Raw genomic sequence first — 23,021 nt, 5'->3', positions numbered from 1 at the left:
TTTCGGTTAAAAAATCAAATGGCGGAGGGGTGCCATCAATGCAAGCTTTCTCATTAAGCCGTAAGGAAATGTCTGCTCTCTTGCTGTCCCTGACGGAAAAAAGTGAACGCAACACGCTGAACATCCTGCAGGAGGCGTGGGCGAAATTTCATCAGGAGGAAGTACGCAGGGGGATGTCGCTCACTGCTTTTTTGTCCACTGATATCCCGCCGATCATGCAAAAAATCATTAAAGGTACGTCAATTAACGGTTTGTCGCTCGCTGACATCGCGGCCTTGGGCCAATTGATCGAATATTCCACCTTATCAGGCACCGCTATGCAGAACTGGGTCAAGCGCGATTTTAAGGAATACCTGGGCTCTCCCAGGCTGGGCAGGAAATACTCTGTGAATCAGGCAGCTCTTCTATATATAATAGATGACCTTAAGGCGGCCCTGGATTTTGAAAGCATACGCCAGCTGTTCAGGATTCTGTTCCTGGCGCCTGAGCGTGATGACGATGATCTGGTTGAGCCGGCGGAGCTGTATTTCGGCTATGCAGAGCTGATTGAGGATATTAAGCGCAGTCCAGTGCTGCAGGCGCAGGGGATTGCCGAGCGCAGCGCCCGGACCGAATATTCCTGGAAGACGGACAGCACGCTGAAGGATGCGATGGAGAAAATGATGGACAGGCTTACGCATCTTAACCCGTCGGAGAAGGACGCTGTGCGCAACATGCTGATGATAGCGGCAATTTCTGTGCAGACCTGTTATTTTCAGTCACTGGCAAGACAATACTGTAATGCCGCTTTATTCCTTGATTTTTGACCCATGCAAATTTAAAATGTACAGGAGTAAATAATGGTTCCGGGTGCACCGCATAGCCGGATTAAGGAAGAGGGGCTTGGAAAGATGGGTCAAATGACGCTGTTACGCAATCCGAAGCAGCGCAAGCTGCTGCTGAGCGCAGGCTTAAGCTGGATGTTCGATGCGATGGATGTCGGGATGATATCATTTGTCGTTGCAGCGCTGGCCAAGGAATGGCAGCTGGGTCCGGAGCAGATCGGGCTGTTAACCAGTATAAATTCCGTCGGAATGGCGGTAGGCGCGGCGGCGGCCGGGCTGCTGGCTGACCGCTTCGGACGCAAATCAGTTCTACTGTGGACACTGGTAATCTTCTCTGCGGCAAGCGGCCTGTCTGCATTTGCCACAGGGTTCGCCATACTGTGTGTGCTGCGGTTCATTGCAGGCTTTGGTCTGGGAGGAGAATTGCCGGTAGCTTCGACACTGGTGTCCGAGAGCATGCCTGCTGCTGAGAGAGGACGGGCTGTTGTTCTGCTGGAGAGCTTTTGGGCGGTAGGCTGGATTGCTTCTGCTTTAATCGCTTTCTTCGTCATCCCCGACTATGGCTGGCGGGTTGCTTTTGCGATAGGTGCGGTTCCGGCACTATACGCTTTGTACTTGCGCAAGGCTATCGATGATTCACCGCGCTACAAAGAGATGAAGAAGCAGAAGCCTGTGCCGCTGGGCAAGCGTATTACAGCGGTCTGGTCCTCGGAATACCGGCGGTCAACGATCATGCTGTGGATTCTCTGGTTTACCGTTGTATTCTCCTATTATGGAATGTTCCTCTGGCTTCCTACAGTCATGGTGCTGAAGGGCTTCAGCCTGGTCAAGAGCTTTGAGTACGTGCTGATTATGACGCTGGCCCAGCTGCCCGGCTACTTCACTGCCGCATATTTCATTGAGAAGTACGGCCGTAAATTCGTACTCGTCATCTATCTTCTGCTGACGGCTGTCAGTGCCGCCTGGTTCGGCAATGCCACAACAGAAGGGATGCTGATGGCTGCGGGAATCTGCCTGTCCTTCTTCAATCTGGGGGCCTGGGGCGGTATGTATGCCTATAGTCCTGAGCTCTACCCGACAGCGGTCCGTTCGACCGGTGTGGGGCTGGCTACCTCCTTCGGGCGGATCGGCGGCATTATTGCCCCGCTGCTGGTAGGTGTGATGGTAGGGAAGGATGTTAGCATCAGTACGATTTTTATGCTGTTCTTCGTAACGATATTAATCGGAGCATTTGCAGTGCTGCTGCTCGGTAAAGAGACAAAGGGAACGGAATTGACTTGAGCAGGGCCTATACACCCATATAGCTGACTGTGCCGCCGGAGCGATCCGGCGGTTTTTTGTGTGATGATGCAGCGCAGGGACAGCCCGTCGGAGTGTTTGAATGCCCATGGAATCCTCCTTTAGGATAGTTTTCAAGAAGTTGCCTGCTGTTTATCTATTTATAAAGGAGAGGAAGATAAGATGGGGAAAAAGAAATTAACATTGCCTGCTAATTTTGACCAGCTGATCAAAACGAATAATATCTCTGACCTGAAAGAGGTTTTTGAACGCTGCGAATGGGATGCACGCGGGGGCTACAGTAAAGGTACCGCCCTTAGCTTCCGGCAAATTCCGGATGAAATGGTCCGCTGGCTTGTGAAGCAGGGAGCTGACATTAACGCTGCCGATACCTATAAGCGGACCGCTCTTCATGCCCAGGCTGCAGCCTGGTCAGGAAATGTACCCTTGCTGCTTGAACTAGGCGCTAATGCTGAGGCTCTGGATTACCATAATGAGACCCCGCTGCATGCAGCAGCAGCAGCTTACCGGACCACAGCGGTACGAGAGCTGGTAAGCAGCGGCGCGAATGTACATGCGGAAAGTAAGCGGAAAAACACACCTCTTGCCAAAGCATTGTTACAATGCCGTAATATCGACATAACCCGCATGGCGGAAATCTCGGAGGTTCTGCTGGATGCCGGGGCCGCCATTACGCCGGAGATGAAGGAATCTGTATGCCGGATCGGTAAGGACTTTGAATTCGTCAGAGCGAATTACAATAAGGAGGATCTGGATCACACTGTACATTCACTGATGAAGCTGTACCGGCAATTTGATGTCGAGCCTGTAGCAAGATTGGACAAACATGATGGAACCTCCTTTATTAAGGTAAAAGCAGAGGCATGGCCGCTACAGCACCAGGAGCTGTGGGATTTACTTGTCCCCGCTTCAGGGCACGCCCAGACGCTGCAGGGAGAGGTCATCCGAATCACAGGCCGTGTGTCTTATGAAATACTTAATAACGGCGGAGGAAACTGGGATGCCGATTACCGTAAAATGCTGGATGCACTGGTCCGTTACTTGGGCACAGGAGCACCTTTAGAACCTGGACTTCTGGAGGAGGCCTCTTCAATCGCCAGACGTTTCCATAATATCGCCGGCAATGAGCAGCCTTCCAGATTAAGCGAGCTCGCGGTACAATGGGTACTTGCCAATCCTCAGCCCGTTTCTATGCCGGAACCTGATTATGCCCGTTAGGGGCAAATGCCTATCATAAGATCTTGAGGTGCAGGGCGCTCAGGGTCTTTTTTTATGAAAACATAACAAAACGAATAGACCTGTGTCCCTGGAGCGTTTGGATGCCGGTATATGCTGCATCAGGCAGACGAGGTATATGATATAATGTTGAAATTACTATGGCAGACGAGTGGGGAGATTACGGATGGCGAGAGACAGGGAGGGCCTGCATTTTTCAGAGCTGGTCTGGGAGAGTACAGAACAGGATATGGCGGTTCCTCCGCGGGAATCCGGACACAGCCCGGGCGGCGGCGCGGTTAACAAAAAGACAGACAAAAGCAGACAGCCTGACGAAGCCGCTCCGCAGCAGCTGCAGCTGTGGGATCTGGAGCAGGGCAGTCCGTCCGCGCCAGCGGAACCTTATATGCAGAAGGCGGATCAGCCGAAAGAGTGGAATGTGCCGGCAAAGGAGCCACGGATGAAGTCTGCTCCTCCGTTACCGCGCACTCCGGTATCTGTTTCCTCCGCCAAGAAGGAGACGGAGAGCGAATTCGTGCTGCGGGCGGCTGAGCTGGAGGATATGACTGCAGATGAAGCGAAGCTTGTTCCGTTCAAAAGCTACTGGCCTAGCTACAGCCATATGACCGCTGAGCAGAGCCGCTGGTACTTCTACTGGCGGAATGAAGTAAGACAGGGGCGCTATCCCAAAACGGATCTGTCTTACATTTTTCTGCATGTGTATGAGCTGATTAACGGTATCGGCTGGCGAGAGCCGGGTGACGGTTACCGGCAGCTGGGGCTGATCTGGGAAGCTTACCGGGCCCAATATAAACGGCTGGACCAGTATCTCGGCAGCTGGATGGCGGATTTCTCCTTTGTGCACAAGCTGGATGTTCCGCTGTCGCTAATTGTTGCGCGCACTCGCGGGCTGTCCGGCGATCTGGCGGAAATCGAGCTGCTGCGCTGTCTCAGCTCCGCCCCGGAGCAGCTGACCTTTGAGGTTCTGACTGTGATGTCCGATTATGATATCAGCAAGTCCAAGTTCTATGCCGGTGAAGGAAAAGAAGCGGCTGAACGCTACATACCGCAGGTAGTAGCCTTAATCGATGCCTATGTCGCGAGAAAGCACGGCGCACGTCTGATTGAAAAATTCCCTCCGGGTCCTCCGGTCATGCGGGAGCGCTATTTGTTCCGCAGTGCTGTTTATGATATCTCACGTTACGGCTATTCCGTACTTGTGCCTGTCGTACGGATCAGCAAGCTGCTGCCGCTGCGCAGCCTGATTACCCGCCTGTTCCGGCTGACCGAGAACAAGCTGCGGGAGCTGACGGGCTTCCGCGGACGGCTGAAGGATATAAGGATTGACCCGGACATGGACGAGCTGATCACCAAATATCTGCAGCGGGAATTCCGCAAAGCGGAGCAGGAGGCCAAGGGGCCGGCGGTTGTGATCGACAGGGCGAAGCTGGAGCAGCTGCAGAGTGATTCCGAGGTTGTCCGCAGCCTGTTGACGGTTGAGGCTTATGAGGAGCCGGTGGTGGAACAGGAGCAAATTCTAATAGAAGACAAGATAAGCTTGGAACAGGATTACGGCCAGCCGCTTGAGGACAATACTGCTGCTGAAGAAGAAGCTGCTGTACTGACATCTGCCGGTGTTCCTGCAGAATGGGTGGAGCTAAGCGCAGAATTACTTCCATTGCACCGGCAGGTGCTGCTGGCCCTGGCTGCGGATAACGGGCTTGATCAGGTTGAGATAATGGCTGCAGCAGCCGGAACGATGGCGGAGCTGCTGTATGATGAGATCAATGAGCTTGCGGTGAACCTGCTCGGTGACCTGCTGATCGACGGCGGGGAGCTGGCTGAGGAATGGAAGCCGCTGCTGTATTTAATTAATGAGGTGAATGATTAAATGGGTGAATTAAAAATACCAAAGCGGATGACAACGGCCCTGGTCAATTCCCTGACTGCCGGAGTCGTGCCGCGGATCGGACTGGAGCATATCGCTGTAGGACGACGGCCAGAGGTGGAAGCGATTCTCCGGGATATGGAGAATATCGCAGACGGCGGCGCTGCCTTCAAGCTAATTACCGGCAAGTTCGGCAGCGGTAAAAGCTTTTTGCTGCAGATTATCCGCAACTATGCGATGGACCGTGACTTTGTGGTCGCCGATGCCGACCTGTCGCCTGAGCGCAGGCTGGTGGGAACGAAAGGACAGGGGCTGGCAACCTACCGGGAGCTGATGAGCCATTTGTCGACCCGCACCCGTCCGGACGGGGGAGCGCTGGAGATCATGCTGCAGAAATGGATTATGGGTCTTCAGCAGGCTGTGCTGCAGGAGAAGGGTCTTACTCCGGACGACCCGCAGCTGGCAGAGGAAGTGGAGCAGCGTATTTATACGGTCGCATCCGGTATGCGCGGGCTGGTGCACGGCTTTGATTTTGCCAAGGTGCTGGCCTCTTACTGGAACGGCCATAAGCTGGCCGAGGACGAGCTCAAGCAGGATGCGCTGCGCTGGCTGCGGGGCGAATTCGCTACCCGGACAGAGGCGCGCAAGGCGCTGGGTGTCGGTGTCATTATTGACGACGATAACTGGTACGATTATATGAAGCTCTGGGCGGAGTTCACCGGGGCGATCGGTTACAAAGGATTGCTGCTGTTCATTGATGAAGGTGTGAATCTATACAAAATCACTAACAGCATCTCCCGGCAGAGCAATTATGAGAAGCTGCTGACCATGTTCAATGATACGATGCAGGGCAAGGCGGAGCGACTGGGTATCTTCATCGGCGGTACGCCGCAGTTCGTTGAAGACGGACGGCGCGGCCTGTTCAGCTACGAAGCCCTACGTTCCCGGCTGGTGGCAGGGCGTTACGGTGCAGCGGGGCTTAATAATTTTACCGGGCCGATCATTGCGCTGGAGATGCTCTCGCATGAAGAGATTCTGGTGCTGCTGCAGAAGCTGCGGGACATTCATGCCCTCCACTACGGCTATGAGGCAAGACTGACCCAGGAGCAGCTGGTGCATTTCATGGAGGAAGCAGTGGGCCGGCTGGGGGCGGACGAGCTGCTGACCCCGCGCGAAATTGTGCGTGATTTTATGGATCTGCTGCACACGCTGAGCCAGCATCCTGAGCTGTCCTTTGAGAAGCTGGTCGGGGAGCGGACGATTAAACCGGATGCAGACGGTGAGAATGAGCTGGACGGCCTGCTGGCGGAGTTTGACCTATGAGCAGCAACCCGTTCTACAGGCTTGCTCCCTTTATTAAAGAGTTCATCTACAAGAACCGCTGGGAGACGCTGCGCGAGGCCCAGGTGGATGCCTGCCGCGTGCTGTTCGACACGCCGCATCATCTGCTGATCGCCTCCGGAACGGCTTCGGGGAAGACGGAGGCGGCTTTTTTTCCGGCGCTGACCGAGCTGTATGAGCGGCCGTCCGACTCCGTGGGCATCCTCTATATCGCGCCGCTCAAGGCGCTGATTAATGATCAGTTCACACGGTTAAATGATTTGCTGCGCGAAGGCAATATCCCGGTCTGGCACTGGCACGGCGACGTGCCGCAGGCGGACAAAACCAGGCTGATGCAGAAGCCCTCCGGCGTCCTCCAGATTACTCCGGAGTCGCTGGAAGGCCTGCTGATGAACCGGCCGAATGCCATTCCGGCCCTGTTCCATGATCTGCGCTTCATCATCGTCGATGAAGTGCATGCGTTTATGGGCGCGGACCGCGGCATCCAGGTGCTCAGCCAGCTGGCGCGGATCTCGCGGATGGCCGGCTGCCATCCGCGGCGGATCGGGCTCTCCGCTACGCTCAGCGACTATGCCTCCGTGACGGAGTGGCTGGCCGCCGGCACGCGCGAGAGCGTAGAGGTGTCCGCGCCGCAGGGCGGGCGCAAGCTCCGGCTGAGCGTGGAGCATTTCTCGTTCCCGGATGCGCGGGACGAGGTGCAGGCCGAGCGGCTGGAGCAGGCGCGCCAGGCCTATTACGGGTTCATCTACGACCATACGCATCTGAAGAAGGCGCTGGTCTTCACGAACAGCCGCACGGATGCGGAGGAGACCATCCTCGAGATGCGGCGGGTGGCCGCGAAGCGCGGGGAGCGCGACGTGTTCCATGTGCACCACGGCAGCATATCGGCGATGCTGCGCGAGGAGACGGAGGCCGCGCTCCGCGAGGGCTCCGGCCCTGCCGTTGCCGCAGCGACGCTGACGCTGGAGCTGGGCATTGACCTTGGCGAGCTGGAGCGCGTGCTGCAGCTCGGCGCGCCTTACAGCTGCGCGAGCTTCGTGCAGCGGCTGGGGCGGTCCGGACGGCGCGGCGATGCCGCGTCCGAGATGATCTTCGTCACGCCCGAGGAGGAGGACGAGGAGGCGCAGCTTCCCGCGCGGATGCCGTGGACGCTGCTGCGGGCCATTGCCGTCATCGAGCTGTACGTGCGCGAGAAATGGGTCGAGCCGCTGAACGTACGGCAGCTGCCGGTAGGTCTGCTCTATCATCAGACGATGAGCATCCTCAAGAGCATGGGCGAAGCCGAGCCGGAGGAATTGAAGGAGGCGGTATTGACCCTCCCTTCCTTCCGCGGGATTGATCCGGCGGACTATGATGCTTTTATGGAATACATGATCGCGATGGGCCATATCGAGAGGATGGATGAGGGCACGGTGCTGATCGGCCTGGCCGGCGAGAAGATTGTGAACAACTTCCGCTTCTACGCGGTGTTCAAGGACGATGAGGAGCATGTCGTGTATAACGGCACCGAGGAGATCGGCTCCATTACCACGGTGCCGCCGCCGGGCTACTGCTTCACGCTGGCGGGCAAGCTGTGGAAGATCGAAGAGGTCGACAACCGCCATAAGGCGGTCTATGTCAAAAGCTCGCGAGGCAAGGTAGACACCCTATGGCTTGGCGCCGGGGGTGATGTGCATACCCGCATCATGACCAAGATCCGTGAAGTGCTGGGCTCGACAGCGATATATCCGTACCTTGCGCCAAGTGCTGCCGCCAGGCTGGAGCGGGCGCGCCGGCTGGCAAAGGAGAGCGGGCTGCTGACCCGCGAGGTGCTGCCGGCCGGGGGCGATTCGATCTTTATTCTGCCCTGGGCGGGCAGCAGGCAGTTCCGCACACTGGAACGTCTGCTGAAGAACAACCTCAAGGGCAGGCTCGGCCTGCGCTCCGTTGTGCCGATGGAGCCCTATTACATGGTCGTAGCCGGCAAGGCGGATGCGGAGACGCTGGAGGCGGAGATCCTGGCCGAGACTGCCGCTGCATCCGACCCGCTGTCCTTGCTCAGCAAGGATGAGGCCCCGTACCTCGGCAAATATGATGAATTCATCCCGCATGATCTGCTGCGCAAGGCCTTTTCCCTGGACGGGCTGGATGTTCCGGGCCTTAGAAATGTTCTGAAGCAATGGAAGCCGGCAGAATAAGATAACGCTGATTGCAGGCCCAACAGGCGGCAGCCAAGGATAATGATATCCTTGGCTGCCGCTTTTATTTGCCTTTAAAAGAACGGATGATTCATAGTTTAAACGCTAATAATAGTCACGCGAACTTAAGTTATGAGGTATGAGGTGATCCGTTGATGCTGTTGTGGTCCAAGCGAAAGAACCGGAAACCGGATAAAGCCAAAGTGAATTTGCCCGCTGATCCTGAACATGCCGCCCCTAAAAAACAGCTAAGCGAAGACCTTCTGACCAATGAGCAGACTTTAAGGGAGCTTTTCAGGAATTGCTCGGATGTTGTCTTCCGCGAAGTTTTATTAGCAGCTGATCATAGACTGCTAATTATTTATATAGATGGACTGGTCGATACAAAAGCCCTGGATCAGTTTGTCCTCGAGCCGGTCATACGGGACAGCTTAAGGGAGGACAGGCAGCCGGAGCAGCTAAGGGAAGTGATTGAAAACCAGCTTATAGCTGTAGCTGCGGTCCGTAAGCTCACCTGCCTGCATGAGGCTGTCCAGGATATCCTAAAGGGCCATGCCGTGATCCTCTTCAACAATGAATCTCTTGGACTCAGCGCAGAATTAAAGGGCGGAGATGTCCGCAGTGTGGAGGAGCCTTCTTCAGAGCCGGTGGTCAAGGGACCAAGAGAAGGATTTACTGAGGCGCTGCGTACAAATACAAGTATGATACGCCGAAAGCTGAAAACCCACCGCTTGAAGATGGAGAGCTTGACTGTAGGGGAGCTGTCACAGACCAATATTGTAATCTCCTACATCGAAGGAACCGTCAAGGACACGATTGTGCAGGAGGTCCGCAGCAGAATCGGTCGAATCAAGATCGACGCTGTTCTGGAGTCGGGTTACATAGAGGAGTTCATAGAGGATGCGCCGCACTCCCCGTTTCCGACAGTCCAAAGCACGGAGCGCCCGGACATCGTGGCTGCCAATCTGGTTGAGGGCAAGGTAGCTATTTTTACGGACGGCACTCCCTTTGTCCTGATTGTCCCCTTTACCTTCTGGGCAGGCCTGCAGTCCGCCGAAGATTACTATAACCGTTCCTTATATTCCTCCGCAGTCCGCATAATCCGCGGTGTGCTGTTGACTACATCGGTATTTCTGCCTTCGCTGTATGTTGCCATTGTTAACTTTCACTCGTTAATGCTTCCCACCAGTCTGGTACTCAACTTCTCGGCAGCGCAGGAGAACACGCCTTTTCCGACAGTAGTGGAGGCGTTCATGATGGAAATGATTTTTGAAGGCCTGCGCGAAGCGGGGGTCAGGCTGCCCAAGCAGGTGGGATCGGCGGTCAGCATTGTAGGCGCACTGGTTATCGGCCAGGCAGCCGTGCAGGCGGGAATTGTGTCGGCACCCGTAGTCATTATTGTTGCAGGGACCGGGATTGCCTCTTTTACCATTCCGCGCTACACCCTGGGCTATGCTTTGCGTCTGCTGCGCTTTGTTATGCTGATTCTGGCCGGAACCTTAGGGCTGTACGGAATTGCACTCGGTACACTTACCCTACTCCTTCACCTGGTGAGCCTTCGCTCGTATGGTGTTCCGTATTTCAGTCCGGTTGCCCCGCTGATGCCTGAGAGCTTAAATGATGTCCTGTGGAGGGCGCCGCGCTGGAAAATGACCAACCTGCCTAAGCAGACGACTCCGGATCGTCTCGAACGCATACCCGAGGGACAGGAGCCAAAACCGACCAGATAAGGGGGGACCTTCATGTTCAACAAAAAAGCTGGAGCTTTAATGGTTAGTCTATGCCTGGTCCTCATTACCGGCTGCTGGGACAGCAGAGAGCTGAATGATCAGGCCCTGCAGATGGGGGCAGGGATTGACCTGGATGAGAATGGGGAATTTGTACTCAGCAATCAGTTTGCGCTCAATTCCAAAGGCCCTTCCAGCGAAGGGAACCAGCAGCAAGGCTCCTACACGGAAGTAACGAAAGGAGAGAACGTGTTCCAGGCATCAGTCAGTATGCAGACCAGAATCACCAGAAAGATTAACCGGGGACAGCGCACCAGTCTTGTGCTGGGTGAAGAAGTAGCCAGACAGGGGATTCAAAAAATTATTGACATCTATACCCGGGTCTCAGAGGCCCAGCTCAGAAATGACTTGTTTGTCGTCAAGGACGGGTTAGCCGTAGATTTGTTAAGAAGCACAACACCGTTCGGGAGCCTCTCGCAAAGAGAGTATTTCAAATTGCACCAGGCTCAAAATGAAGTGGCAGACGTCACCTTTATGAATCTGCTTCGTTCTGTAAATGGCCACACCCAAAGCGGGGCTATCGTACCGGCCATGGAGCATGTCCAGACACCGTTATCCAAGACGCAGGACGAGAAGAAGGAGATGCAATTTGCCTATTCAGGGATAGGCATTTTTGATAATGACCTAAAGCTGCAGGGCTTTCTGAATCTGGAAGAAGCTGCAGAGGTATTGTGGCTGCTCAAAAGAGGGCATAATCAAAGCATTTCTGCCTACATTCAGGAAGGCTCGGGGCTCGTCACCGCGCAATTAAGCCGTTTAAAATGTAAAATGAAGCCCGTCTTTGGAGAGCAGATTGAATTTCGTATTGCGTTAAGCGGAAATGCCGATCTGATGGAGAATGGAACCGATCTGGATCTGTTCGAGGAAGCTAACCTTAAGCTTATTGAGCAGGCAATGGAAAAAAAGGCAGAGAAGCAGTTTACTCAGCTGATCAAGAAGATCCAGACTGAATACAAGACGGATATTCTTAATTTTGGCGATACCATCTTCCGTAAATATCCGAAGCAATGGCGTTCATTAGAGAACCGCTGGGAAGCGGAATTCCCGAAGGTTGCCGTTTCGGTTAAGGTGAATATTAAAGTTAAACGGGTTGGTTTAACGGGTGCACCTGTGCAGATGCGGGAAGAGGAGATTAAAAAATAATCCCCCTCTTCAAATGCCTGCTTTCCTGCGTATCCAGGTTACCAGGAGCAGGATGGCCGGTATTACCATAAATAAGGGTACCCAGACGTAGGGCGTAATGATCCTGACAGCCATCACATAGATGTGGTTGATGATATTGGTGGAAATGGTAAAGCCGATGAGTAAGGTGCAGGCAGCAGCCGGCCAGATCAGCGGACGGATGCTAGATAATTTCAGCAAAACCTTGAACCCCAGCAATGCGGCATACAGTTTAATATACAGCTTAATGAACGTAGTGCTGATAAAATAAACGACCACAAAGGGGTTCAAATTGGTAATAAACCCTCCGATATTCACCATCCCGGTCAAGGAATAAAGCGGATATATGCTTCTTTTGAAGAAGGCATCCCCAAAAACTGTAATAGCCAGCACATCAGAAAGAAGAAAAAATATCGAGGCCAGAATCGTTGCGGTCATGGTTATTCTCCATACCTTTTTCTGCGGTTTGGCCAGTGTCCAGATCATCGCTAAGGCAATCGACTCCCCATAGGTCTGGTTAATCCCCTCCGGATAGACACTTTTCAGAACGGGAGCCCATCCATCCCATAATACAGGCAGCAAAAGCTTAAACTCGATAATATGGGAGTTTAAGAGCAATACAATCTCGAGACCGAAGAGGGTAAGGATTATAGGCGTTAATATTTCACCCAGCCGGGCCACATTTTCTATTCCCAGATAGAGGCCATATATGAGCACTAGCAAAAAGGCAACGACAATGACAACCGGCGGCGTTTTGGGCAGCAGCGTGGTAGGAACCAAATCTCTTAGGGCACCCACCCCCCGGCCTGCGTCGAACAGAAAACTGAGCGGATACAGCCAGGCTATGGGGATGCCGATCCACTTGCCGAATTGTTTGGGGAACCACTCTACCAGGGTCAGTCCGGGATTCATATTCATCAGTGCTAGGTACATTGAGATTATGATCATGCCGGCAATAGAAGACAGGATCGTAACGATCCAGGCATCACGTCCCGTACCCGCTGCAAATCCAAAAATAATGGTCGTACCCAATTGGTACAGGAATGTGATGGTAAACAACTGATAGCTGGATATTCTAACCAATCCTATCGCTCCTGCCCTGTTGCAAAATAATGAAATCCAATCAATAACAGTCATTATCGCCACCAACAGATGAAGATAATCACATACCGGTTTGCGGCGGATATAGAAAAAACAAACCTTTATTCTGCAGTTCGCACCTTGTTGGAAGCGCTTAAACGAATGATAATTAGCCTATCACGAGTTAGGGGGCATATCAGACATGGTCAAAAGAAACATGCAGAAAACACTGGCAATAGGATTCAGCGTAGTAATGGCACTTAGCCTGGCCGCATGCGGTAACTCTGGCAATAAGGCTGACGAATCCGCAGCCACCAACGCGCCTAAGAGCACGAATAGTGCCAACAGCGGCGGAAATGCAGCAGAGCCTGCACCGGACAGCGGCAAAAAAGTAACACTTACGTTCCAGAACATCTACCCGGACCCGGCAACGCCTTCACACAAGATGATCAACGAGCTGACTGAACAGTACATGAAGGAGCATCCGAACGTCACGATTGAGCTGGATACGCTGAATACGGATCAGCAAAAGGTTAAATTAAAGACACAGGCCGCTTCCAAGGAAGTCCCTGATATTACAATTGTTAACCCCGCTGCGCAGATGAAGCCGTTCGTGGATGCCGGACTGTTCGCCCCGCTGAACGATATGCTGGACCAGAACGGGCTGAAGGATACGTACCAGGAAGGTTTACTGGACTATTACAGCTTTGACGGCAATGTGTACGCGCTCCCGGACGGCAATAACATCGAGGTTGTGTACTACAACAAAGAGCTGTTCGAGCAGGCAGGCATTGCCAATACGCCCACTACATTCGAGGAAATGCTGCAGGACGTCAAGATCCTGAAGGAGAAGGGCATCACACCGCTGGCGATCGGGGAAAAGGACTCCTGGACCGGTTCCTTCCTGTTCATGAATATCCTGCTGCGCACCAACGGCGGCCCGGGCTTCCTGCAGGATGTGCTTGACGGCAAGAAAACGTTCGAGGACCCTGCGTTCATTGAAGCGGTAGACGCGTTCCAGCAGCTGGTGCAGGCCGGGGCCTTCCCGGATGGGGCAACCTCGATTGATGCCAACGCCGGCGGCAATATTTTTAAATCCGGCAAAGCTGCCATGTGGGTCATCGGCTCCTGGGAAACGGGTGCAATCGACGCTTCCTCTGTAGCCGGCAAGGTAGGCGCATTCCAGTTCCCGACGGTTAACGGCAAAGGCAATCCGAATGAGTTCATGCTGGCCCCGGGCAGCGCCTTCGCGGTCTCCGCAAACAGCGAGCATCTGGCCGAAACCAAGGATTTCCTCAACTTCTTTGCCTCCAATCTGCCGAAAAAGCAGTTCGAGCTGAAAAATGCCGTAGGACTCGGCCAAAAGGTTGACGGTGACCTGAAGGCGGCAGGCTACTCTGATCTTGCTGTTAACATTGCCGGATTGTTTAATCAGGTGCAGGGCGGGGATCTCGCTTTTGACAATACGATGAATCCGGCCACCGCACAGGTTCACCTCAGCAGCATCCAGAATCTGTTCGTGCAGAAGGTGGATTCTGCGGCAGTAGCCAAGGAGCACCAGCAGGCTTTTGAAGCCAACAAGGAGTAAGCATTAACGGTTAACCTCTTCACCGGCTCCGGCCGGGCATCATCACATAATCCCCTTCACCGGTGCGGATAACAGCTGAGCTTAGGCTGCTCCGCGCCGGATTGTAATGGGCATAGATATAAAGAATCTGCTTGATCTGGAGGCGGGAAAGATGAAAGTTCTTAAGGTGCCAGCGCGTACAATAGCCGTCTTCGTATTGCCGTGTCTGCTCTTATATGTGTGCCTGGTGTTCATACCCATACTGGTGTCCGTATATACTGGCCTGCTGAAGTGGGACGGCTTGTCGGCGGCAACGTTTATCGGGCTTGGCAATTTCAAGGATATGTTCCTTAATGACCCTGTGTTCTGGCCTTCGGTAAAAAGAACCCTGCTGTACGCCGTCGCCTCCATGGTGGAAATTCCGCTGTGTCTGCTGATGGCTATTCTGCTGAACCGTTATCTGCGCAGAGGCAATACGCTGGTGTCGATTTATTTTACACCGGTTATTCTGTCTGTCGTTATCATTGGACAGCTGTGGAAGACCGTCTACAATCCTACCTCCATGGGCGGTATGCTGAACGGAGTGCTGGTCTCCCTGGGGCTGGAGAGCTGGACGCATAACTGGCTGACAGAGCCGCAAATTGCGATGTACGCGCTGTATTTCGTATCCCTCTGGCAATACTTCGGCTATCATCTGCTGATTCAATATACAGGTGTGCAAAATATTCCCGATGAGCTCTATGAAGCAGCCAAAATCGACGGGGCAGACGGCTTCAAGGCCGACCGTTACATCACCCTGCCGCTGATCGTCCCGATTTTCAAAATATCGATTGTGCTTGCTTTTATCGGCTCGCTGCAGGCCTTTGATCTGGTAATGGTCATGACTGCCGGCGGCCCGGCTCATGCAACTGACGTGATTTCCACGCATATGTACAACAGCTCGTTCGGCTCCTTTAAATACGGGTACGGCAGTGCGATCGCGACCTTTCTCGTTGCGGTGTGCCTGGTGTTCACCGGCTTTATCAATATGATTTTTAATAGAATCGACCGTAAATTCAATTAGACAAGGGGTGCACGGTGATGCAAACATTCAAAAAAGGAATCGTGTATCTGCTGTTCGCCGTTCCTGTAGTAACCCAGCTGTACCCGCTGCTCTGGCTGCTGCTGTATTCGCTCAAGACGAATGAGGAGATTATGGACGGGAGCTTTTTTTCCTTGCCGAAATCGTTTCAATGGCATAATTACAGCGAGGCTTATACCTCGGGCAATTATCTGAAGTACCTGGGCAACAGTGTATTTGTTACGGGGATAACGATGGTATGTGTCATTGTGCTGTCGTCTATGGTGGCTTACGCCATCTCCAGGTTCCGCTGGAAGTACGGCGGTGTGGTGATGACTGTTTTCCTGATGGGGATGATGATCCCGATGCAGGCCACGCTGCTGCCGCTGATGATTATTTTCAAAAATATCCATGTCCTCAACACGCACTGGTCGCTGATTCTGCCGTACATCGCTTTTTCCACACCGGTCGCGGTCTTTATCCTGTCGGGCTTTATGCGCGACATTCCGCATGAGATTGAAGAATCGGCGTTTATCGACGGAGCGAGCGTGTACCGGATTTTTACCAGCATCATTCTCCCGGTGTCGGTGCCGCCTGTCATGACGGTGTGCATTCTGACCTTCATCAATATCTGGAATGAGTATATTCTGGCCGCCACGTTCATCTCAGCCGAGAAGCTGAAGACGCTGCCGTTTGGGGTGTACACCTTTGTCAGCCAGTATTCGGTCAATTACGGGAATATCGGTGCTTTTCTCGTCATGGGGGCCTTGCCGGTGATCCTGATCTACTTCTTCCTGTCGAACCGGATTACGAAGGGGATGGTCGCGGGGGCGGTCAAGGGCTAAAGGCCGTTGCTTTCCAAAAAGCGTTGGAATTATAATAGGGAACGGCAGGACAGATCAGGTAGGGCGAAGGAGGAGAGTCTTATGCGAAACGGCTTTCATTCCATCCATAACCGGTTGTTTCTGCTGTTTCTTTTTTGCATGTCCAGTATTCTGCTTAGTGTCAGTCTGCTGTATTACAACCGGACAACGGAGCAGCTGCATGACAAGATCAGTGATTTATCGCAAAAGAACGTCGCTCAGACGGCCGGGCTGTTCACCCTCCTCTATAAGGGGTATGACGCGCTGTCGAAGTCACTCAGCAATAACTTTGAGATGGTCCGCCTGCTGAATGAGACAACCGATGAACCGGCGGTGGCCTACATAAATGAACAGACCATTACGAATATTATCGGCTCTATTTTTTATTCGCGCGATGATCTCGTAGGCATTCATGTCATTACCGACAAGGGCAAAATCTATAATTACGGCAACTATATGAATGTGGTCGATCCGGACTACAGGGCAACGGACTGGTACAAGCAGCTGAGGGCATCCTCCGGTAAAATGGTCTGGCTCGGCGTCTACGATCATTCGCTGATTGACCAGGTGGAGGACAGTCCTGTATTTGCCTTCGGGCGGCAGATTTTTGACCTCAATGAGCATAAGCCGATCGGCATTGTGCTGTATGAGACCAATCCCGAGCCGGTGCTGGATGCGCTGGATAATCTGAAGCTCGGTGAGCACAGCCAGGTGTATCTGATGTCGCAGGACGGCCGGTTTGTCTCCTCCGCTACTGATCCTACTCCGGCGGTAGAGAATCTGCCAGCCTTGCCCGTCTATGAGAAGGTGATGGTGAAGCAGGAGGCGGACAGGCTGATTGTGGCCTCGAAGCTTTCTTTTTCAGGCTGGTGGGTCATGTCGATTACGCCGGATAAGGATCTCAATGTGGAGCTGGTCGAGCTGAAGCGCTATCTGCTGATTGTCATTTCGGTTCTGATTCTGGTGTCCACGCTGATTGCGTTCATCGTCTCAAGAACCATTTCCTCACCGCTTAAGAAGGTTATCCGCGAAATGCGGCAGGTGGAGGTCGGGAACTTCCGCGGGATGGTCAAGGTGTCCTCGTATCAGGAGATCAACATTCTGGTTGCAGCCTTCAACCGGATGGTCCGGCGGATCGAGGAGCTGATTGAACGGGTGAAGCTGTCGTCCGTCAGTGAAAAGAACGCTGAGCTGCACGCGCTGCAGTCCCAGGTGAACCCGCATTTTCTGTACAACACGCTCGATATGATCTATTGGATGCTGGATGAGGAGGGCAACGAGCAGCTTGGTGAGCTGGTGCTCTCCCTGTCCTCGATGTTCCGCTACAGCAGCCACTGGGAGGACGGGGCCGAAGTGACACTTGCGGAAGAGCTGGAGCAGACCGGCCATTATCTCGCCATCATCTCGATCCGCCTGGAAGGGCGGCTGCAGATTGTAACGGATATCGGTGATCGCTGGCTGGGCATCACGCTGCCGAAGATGACGGTGCAGCCGGTCATTGAGAATGCGGTTAAGTATGGGCTGGAGCCGCTGGACCGCCAGGGGATTCTCAAGGTGTATACCTGTGAAGAAGACAATATACTTAAATTAGTAATAGAAGATAACGGTAACGGCATGACGGAAGCCGAGCTGCAGCGGCTGCTGGATTCACTGGACGGCAGAGGGCCCAGGGAGCCCGGCAAAGGCGGCATCGGCCTGCAGAATCTGCACCGCCGCCTCCAGCATATGTTCGGGGACAGCTACGGGCTGCAGATTCAGAGCTATCCGGGAATCGGGACAAGAGTTTCAATCCTGCTGCCGCCCGCCGGGGAAGGAGATTCCATTACGTGAACATACTCATCGCCGACGATGAACGGGTCATCCGTGAGGGCATTATGCGCACCATCAAGCATCTCTACCCTGAGTATGAGGTGTATGTTGCGGAACGGGCCGAGGAAGCGGTCAGGCTGATGGAGGAGCAGCATATTCACATTGTTCTGACCGATATTCTGATGCCGGGGATGAGCGGTCTGGAATTTATGAAGATGTCCAGGCGCAGATTTCCGTATGTGAAATGGGTGGTCATCTCCGCCCACAGCGAATTTGCCTACGCCCAGGAGGCCGTCCGGCTGGGTGCCAGGGATTATCTGCTCAAGCCGATCGGTAAAAGCAAGGTGCAGGAGATAATCAGCAGTTTGACGGAGGAGATCCAGAGGGACCATGATCTTACCAGACAGGGGGAGCGGCTGCGGGCCAGTCTGCGCTTCCTGCGGGAAGGGGTATTTCAGCGACTGGCTTCAGGACTGGATATCGGCAACCTTGATCTTAGCCCGTTTATTGCGGACTACAGCAGCTACTATCTTGTGATGGTGCAGCTTGATCCTGGTGAAGGCGGGGTAAGGCTGGAGCATTATATCGTGGAAAATGTGCTGTCAGAGCTTGTTGAGCGGCACGGGCGCGGTTTTGTAGTCACCTATGACCGCCGGAGCCTGCTGGGTCTGATTACTTTGGGCGATCATTCGCAGATTGGACAATTTCAGGCGGAACTGCAGGAGCATCTTAGCCATTATCTGAAAATCCCCTTCCAGCTGCTGCATTCCGGCTTAAGCCATGACTTCAGCAGCGTGCCGCAGCTGGTGAAGCGGATGCGGGAGGCCTCGGCTTCGCCGGCCTTTGAGCTGGAGCCGCTGAAGGGCAGCGGGGAGAAGGCGGTCGAGGTGGCGCTGCACTATATCCGTGAGCATTATGCCGAGGATCTCTCTCTGGAGCGGATGGCTTCAGTCGTCTTCCTCAATCCGGCTTATTTCAGCCAGCTGTTCAAGCAGAAGACCGGACAGGGCTATAAGGAATACGTAACCTCACTCCGGCTGGAGCAGGCCAAGCTGCTGCTGCTGAATCCGAAGCTGAAGCTGGCCGGAATTGCCGAGCGGGTCGGTTATCAGGATGTGAAGCATTTTACCCAGATGTTCCGCAAAAGGACCGGGCTTACACCGACCGAATACCGCCAGCAGGCGAACATCAACATTCAGCTGTCCAAGGGGAACCCGGCGCAATAAAACAGCAGCAGATTCCGGTATCGAAACCGGTGTCTGCTGCTGTTTGCTTTAGATTATGCCTGCTCTGTCAACCGTGAGCGAAACGCTCTTAAATGTCATTAGTATTAAAATTTAGCGTTCTGATTGTTTCTACATCGTTCATTTTAACGGCTGCGAAAATAACAAGTAATAAGAAAATAATGAGCAGGGCGTAAATAATCGTGCCGACAATTCCGCAGACCAGCCCGGCAATGGCCAGCCCCCGGCCGCCTTCATAACGGTTACGGATCTCCTTCAGGGAGAGCGCAGACAGGATAATCGCCACGATTCCGAACAGGAGGCCGATATAAGGGGTCACGATGGAGAGAATCCCCAATACCAGCGAGGCAATGGACTTGCCGTTTGTCTGGGCCGGCGGTGGCGGCGGGGGAGGATAGTAATCCTGTTGCTGACCATACGGTTGATAATTCATGAATAAACTCCTTTAAGATAAGTAGTAGTTACTGCGTTTGATTAAGCTCATACGTCCATTATATTACATAAGGTTCGTGTTAAGCAGATTCAATTTCGTTTATTTCTGCTGCGGGATGTAATTGATCCAGTGCTCCAGCTTGACTGCCAGGGTAAGACCTGCGGCTTCAGCCAGCTGTATTGAAGGCGTATTATTATCCTGCACCTGATATCTCGGTATGTAACCGCGCGCCAAGGTATGATGCAGCGCCGTCTTGACTACACGCGCAGCCAGCCCCTGCCTGCGGCCGGGTTCCGCTGTATGTACTGCCCCGATCTCCCAGATCTGCTCCTCGTTGCGGAAAACGATACAGGTACTAAGCGGAGTTGTATCCTTGTAAATAGCTACCGAGAAAGCGCCGTCCTCAAAATACTGCCGGATCTCCTCCGGTGTATAGCCGTTCTCCATCCACAGCGGCAGCAGGCGCTCATCCATCTGTCCGCTGAACACTGCAGCTTCGTCCGGTAGGTAGTGATGTCCGGGCAGACTGCTGTAGGAATAGAAGCTGCGGACATGTGTAAGCGGAAAATGCGGAGAGACAGCCCGTCTCGTATCCTCCTGGAGCTTGAACACCAGGCTGGTATCAGCAGGAATCCGGCTTATGAGCCCAGGAAGCATCTCGGGACTGCTGTAGTCCATAAGCACAATGTAATCTGCTTCAGGGTATGCCAGCCGGTCATAATAATAGGCGTCTGCCGGCAATAGCAGCAGAATTCCCCAGTGCTCTGCCTGCTCGGCCAGATAACAGTCCATTACCTGCGGATAGGCAGTCAACATCTTTAGCGGGGTTACATTTTTTAACGGATTACGGCGCAGGTAACGCATAATCGCATTGAAGCGGTTCACTTTTCAATCACCTCCGTTTAGCGTCAAGCGCTGCTTCCCTATATTTCACATAGTTTACTATAAAACAGCCCGGCTGGCTTTATTTATATCTGCGGATTTGCTTAAGCGTTAACACTGCTGCAGTTCCGAACAGGCTCAGCAGAACTCCTGCAGCTGCCATTACCTGAGATACACCAAATACGTCCGCCCCTGCCGAGAAAGCTGCAAGTCCGAGCGGAGGTGCGACACTCATAAGCGAGCCGAGGACGCCGAACATCCGGCCCTGCAGCTCTTCCGGCACCTCGAGCCTGAGGATGATATTGATTAGCAGCGTACTGAAGGAGAAGGTGAAGCCGATCAGCAGAATAACCGGAAGTGCCGCATTCATAGAGGTAGTGAGGGAGAGGAGCAGGTAGAGCGGTCCGAGCAGCAGCAGACTTGCCGACACAATGATTCCCCGGTGCTTTAGCCTTTTAGCCGCCAGAATAATCATCCCAGACCCCAGCATGTAGCCAAGCGGTATGCTGCTCTCCAGCAGTCCGAACTGAAAGGGCGCTGCCTTCCAGACCTGAACCGCCATCACCTGGGTAAGCATCAGGCAGGACAGAAAGAACATGGTGAGCACCGGCAGCAGAATGATAACTGACCGGGCAAAGGCATGGCTCCAGATGTAGCGGAAGCCGCCGGCCACATCCTGCTTGAAGGAACGATCCGTAAGCACAGCACCCGTATTTCCTGCAAAAGCGCCGGCAGCCGCAACCAGCAGCAACGCCAGCATGAACGTCATCCCTTCCACAAATACCGCCCAGGCTCCCCCGAAGGCTGTGACGAAAATGCCGCCCAGAGCGTAGCCTAGTGTACGGGAAATATTCTCGGACAGGGTCATCCAGCCGGCTGCCTGCTGTATATTATCTTTTCCGACGACAGGGAGCAGCGAAGCCTGGAACGCCGGAGCCTGGAACTGGCCGGCAGCGGTCACGATTCCAGTCAGGCAGATGATAAGAATGTAGGACGGGGAATGCAGAGTGAGCGTGAAGGCAATGGCCAGCACAGTAAGGCTCTGGACGAGATAGGAGCACAGAATCAGCGTCCTGCGGTTCATCCGGTCAGCCAGCGTACCTGTCACACTGCCCAGCAGCGAGCAGAGGAGGAGATTGCTGATCGTAAGGATGCTCATCATCCTCGCGCTGCCTGTTTCCTGCAGTACCCACAGGCTTAGCGCCAGCGCATGAAAGGCGTTACCCAGAACCGACAAGGTGCTTGCAGAGAAAAGCAAAAGAAAGGTCCTGTTCTTGTGCAGAACCGGATATTTACCGGACGCTTCAGGTAACGCCTGGCCGGAACCGGCAGCAGATGGAATCATGGCATAGCCCCCTAATTGAACTTGGCATAAGAAGCAGTCCAGATTTTGCCTGACTGCTTAACTTAAACGTTTAAGTTATTATAAAGAAATCAGGGAGCAACATCAACTAAAAATTGGTTGCCCGCAGCAATTGCCGGATCATCCGGAGCGGAATTCAGCTTCACCATCAGTTCAAAGGCAGTCTGGGCCCGGTCATTCTGAAACCGGATAATGCGTGTGTCCGGCTGTACAATTTCCGGAAATCCGCATGTACATAGCGCTGTAACCGAGGCGGCGAGCCCGGTGCGTTCAACCGCTTTTGCCAAAAACTCATTAATGACAATAACCTGCTTGCCGCGGCTGCGCAGCAAAAAAGCCTCCAGCTCTTCCGAAGCCCCGTCTTTGCCTTCCATAACAAACAGATCTTCCGCGGCAAGTCCGGAGCTGCCCATAATCCAGCCGGCAAGCGCCGCGTTGTGAAAGCTCTCCATGATCAGGCAGGAGGAAGTCGGCGCAGCAGAAACAGCCGCCTTGAGCGCCTGGGGGAAGTTATAATTAACCTGATTAAACATCCGGTCATCAATCAGACTGCTGATCAGAATCAGGGGCACACCGTCCGTGAAGTTTGCAGAAATCCGGTAAAACATTTCATCCGGGACATCCACAACGAAGACGGCATCGAGCTTGCGTTCCCGGATGACATCCATCGCCGGGTTCAGCGGATCAAGACTGATCACCAGCGTATGATAGCCGGCAGCGGTAAGCCTGGACTCCAGACTGTCTGTCAGGGACATATAGCTTTGGCGCTTCCAGTAGGGAAGGCCGGGAGATTTGTTGATGAGGATGCCGACCATTCCGGTCCGCTGAACCACAAGCGAGCGTGCAGCCAGATTGGGAACATAATTCAGCTCTTTGGCAATGGCAAGAATGCTCTGGCGGGTAGGGTCGGGGATCGTCTGGTTTTTCACATTATTCAGCACATAGCTGACTGTAGCGACAGATACATTAGCCAGCCGGGCGATATCCTTCATCGTTGCTTTCTTCATCCTGCATTCTCCTTTATGTAT

General features: G+C 53.6%; 18 protein-coding genes. 13 read left to right on the top strand and 5 right to left on the bottom strand.

Features of this window, described 5'->3' with window-relative positions:
* Window positions 1-38: 38 nt before the first annotated feature.
* The 8 genes from R70723_RS16885 (at window position 39) to R70723_RS16850 (ending at window position 11,674) form a co-directional block, all read left to right on the top strand.
* Window positions 39-806, top strand: coding sequence for a DUF1836 domain-containing protein (locus R70723_RS16885; RefSeq protein WP_039873602.1), 768 nt, complete (start codon window positions 39-41; stop codon window positions 804-806).
* A gap of 84 nt (window positions 807-890) precedes the next feature.
* Window positions 891-2,105, top strand: coding sequence for an MFS transporter (locus R70723_RS16880; RefSeq protein WP_039878914.1), 1,215 nt, complete (start codon window positions 891-893; stop codon window positions 2,103-2,105).
* A gap of 180 nt (window positions 2,106-2,285) precedes the next feature.
* Window positions 2,286-3,341: an ankyrin repeat domain-containing protein gene (locus tag R70723_RS16875; RefSeq protein ID WP_039873600.1), complete on the top strand. Its 1,056-nt coding sequence runs from the start codon at window positions 2,286-2,288 to the stop codon at window positions 3,339-3,341.
* Window positions 3,342-3,525: 184 nt separating this feature from the next.
* Window positions 3,526-5,229: a TerB N-terminal domain-containing protein gene (locus tag R70723_RS32140; RefSeq protein WP_052421358.1), complete on the top strand. Its 1,704-nt coding sequence runs from the start codon at window positions 3,526-3,528 to the stop codon at window positions 5,227-5,229.
* Complete coding sequence (locus R70723_RS16865) at window positions 5,230-6,549, top strand: ATP-binding protein (RefSeq protein ID WP_039873598.1); 1,320 nt, start codon at window positions 5,230-5,232, stop codon at window positions 6,547-6,549. It abuts the gene before it with no gap.
* Window positions 6,546-8,744 (top strand): DEAD/DEAH box helicase, encoded by a 2,199-nt coding sequence (locus tag R70723_RS16860; RefSeq protein ID WP_039873597.1) that lies wholly within the window; start codon window positions 6,546-6,548, stop codon window positions 8,742-8,744. The genes R70723_RS16865 and R70723_RS16860 overlap by 4 nt, the downstream gene beginning before the upstream one ends.
* A gap of 152 nt (window positions 8,745-8,896) precedes the next feature.
* Window positions 8,897-10,474, top strand: a complete 1,578-nt coding sequence (locus tag R70723_RS16855) for a spore germination protein (RefSeq protein WP_039873596.1) — start codon at window positions 8,897-8,899, stop codon at window positions 10,472-10,474.
* Between the two features lie 12 nt (window positions 10,475-10,486).
* Window positions 10,487-11,674, top strand: a complete 1,188-nt coding sequence (locus R70723_RS16850) for a Ger(x)C family spore germination protein (protein ID WP_039873595.1) — start codon at window positions 10,487-10,489, stop codon at window positions 11,672-11,674.
* Between the two features lie 9 nt (window positions 11,675-11,683).
* Here R70723_RS16850 and R70723_RS16845 read toward each other — a convergent pair whose 3' ends face one another.
* Window positions 11,684-12,775 (bottom strand): GerAB/ArcD/ProY family transporter, encoded by a 1,092-nt coding sequence (locus R70723_RS16845; RefSeq protein ID WP_039873593.1) that lies wholly within the window; start codon window positions 12,773-12,775, stop codon window positions 11,684-11,686.
* A gap of 199 nt (window positions 12,776-12,974) precedes the next feature.
* Between R70723_RS16845 and R70723_RS16840 the strand changes: the two genes are divergently transcribed.
* The 5 genes from R70723_RS16840 to R70723_RS16820 all read left to right on the top strand — a co-directional run bounded on the left by R70723_RS16840 (window position 12,975) and on the right by R70723_RS16820 (window position 19,297).
* A complete protein-coding gene (locus tag R70723_RS16840; protein WP_047171150.1) occupies window positions 12,975-14,360 on the top strand; it encodes an extracellular solute-binding protein in 1,386 nt (461 codons plus the stop codon).
* A gap of 151 nt (window positions 14,361-14,511) precedes the next feature.
* A complete protein-coding gene (locus R70723_RS16835) occupies window positions 14,512-15,402 on the top strand; it encodes a carbohydrate ABC transporter permease (RefSeq protein WP_039873592.1) in 891 nt (296 codons plus the stop codon).
* A gap of 17 nt (window positions 15,403-15,419) precedes the next feature.
* Window positions 15,420-16,244 (top strand): carbohydrate ABC transporter permease, encoded by an 825-nt coding sequence (locus tag R70723_RS16830; protein WP_039873589.1) that lies wholly within the window; start codon window positions 15,420-15,422, stop codon window positions 16,242-16,244.
* A gap of 81 nt (window positions 16,245-16,325) precedes the next feature.
* The gene (locus R70723_RS16825; protein ID WP_039873588.1) at window positions 16,326-18,092 is read left to right on the top strand and encodes a cache domain-containing sensor histidine kinase; all 1,767 of its coding nucleotides are present in this window, start codon (window positions 16,326-16,328) and stop codon (window positions 18,090-18,092) included.
* Window positions 18,089-19,297, top strand: a complete 1,209-nt coding sequence (locus R70723_RS16820; RefSeq protein ID WP_039873586.1) for a response regulator — start codon at window positions 18,089-18,091, stop codon at window positions 19,295-19,297. Before R70723_RS16825 ends, R70723_RS16820 begins: the two co-directional genes overlap by 4 nt.
* An 88-nt stretch (window positions 19,298-19,385) precedes the next feature.
* Here R70723_RS16820 and R70723_RS16815 read toward each other — a convergent pair whose 3' ends face one another.
* The 4 genes from R70723_RS16815 to R70723_RS16800 form a co-directional block, all read right to left on the bottom strand.
* Complete coding sequence (locus tag R70723_RS16815) at window positions 19,386-19,748, bottom strand: DUF4190 domain-containing protein (RefSeq protein ID WP_039873584.1); 363 nt, start codon at window positions 19,746-19,748, stop codon at window positions 19,386-19,388.
* Window positions 19,749-19,847: 99 nt separating this feature from the next.
* Window positions 19,848-20,633: a GNAT family N-acetyltransferase gene (locus tag R70723_RS16810; protein WP_039873582.1), complete on the bottom strand. Its 786-nt coding sequence runs from the start codon at window positions 20,631-20,633 to the stop codon at window positions 19,848-19,850.
* A gap of 79 nt (window positions 20,634-20,712) precedes the next feature.
* A complete protein-coding gene (locus tag R70723_RS16805) occupies window positions 20,713-21,975 on the bottom strand; it encodes an MFS transporter (RefSeq protein WP_039873581.1) in 1,263 nt (420 codons plus the stop codon).
* Between the two features lie 89 nt (window positions 21,976-22,064).
* A complete protein-coding gene (locus R70723_RS16800; protein ID WP_052421357.1) occupies window positions 22,065-23,000 on the bottom strand; it encodes a LacI family DNA-binding transcriptional regulator in 936 nt (311 codons plus the stop codon).
* Window positions 23,001-23,021: the final 21 nt, after the last annotated feature.

Source organism: Paenibacillus sp. FSL R7-0273, assembly GCF_000758625.1.
In the GTDB taxonomy this organism is placed as follows: domain Bacteria; phylum Bacillota; class Bacilli; order Paenibacillales; family Paenibacillaceae; genus Paenibacillus_AQ.
The sequence above is the reverse complement of the archived record's forward strand: the minus strand, read 5'-3'. Positions and strand labels throughout refer to the sequence as shown.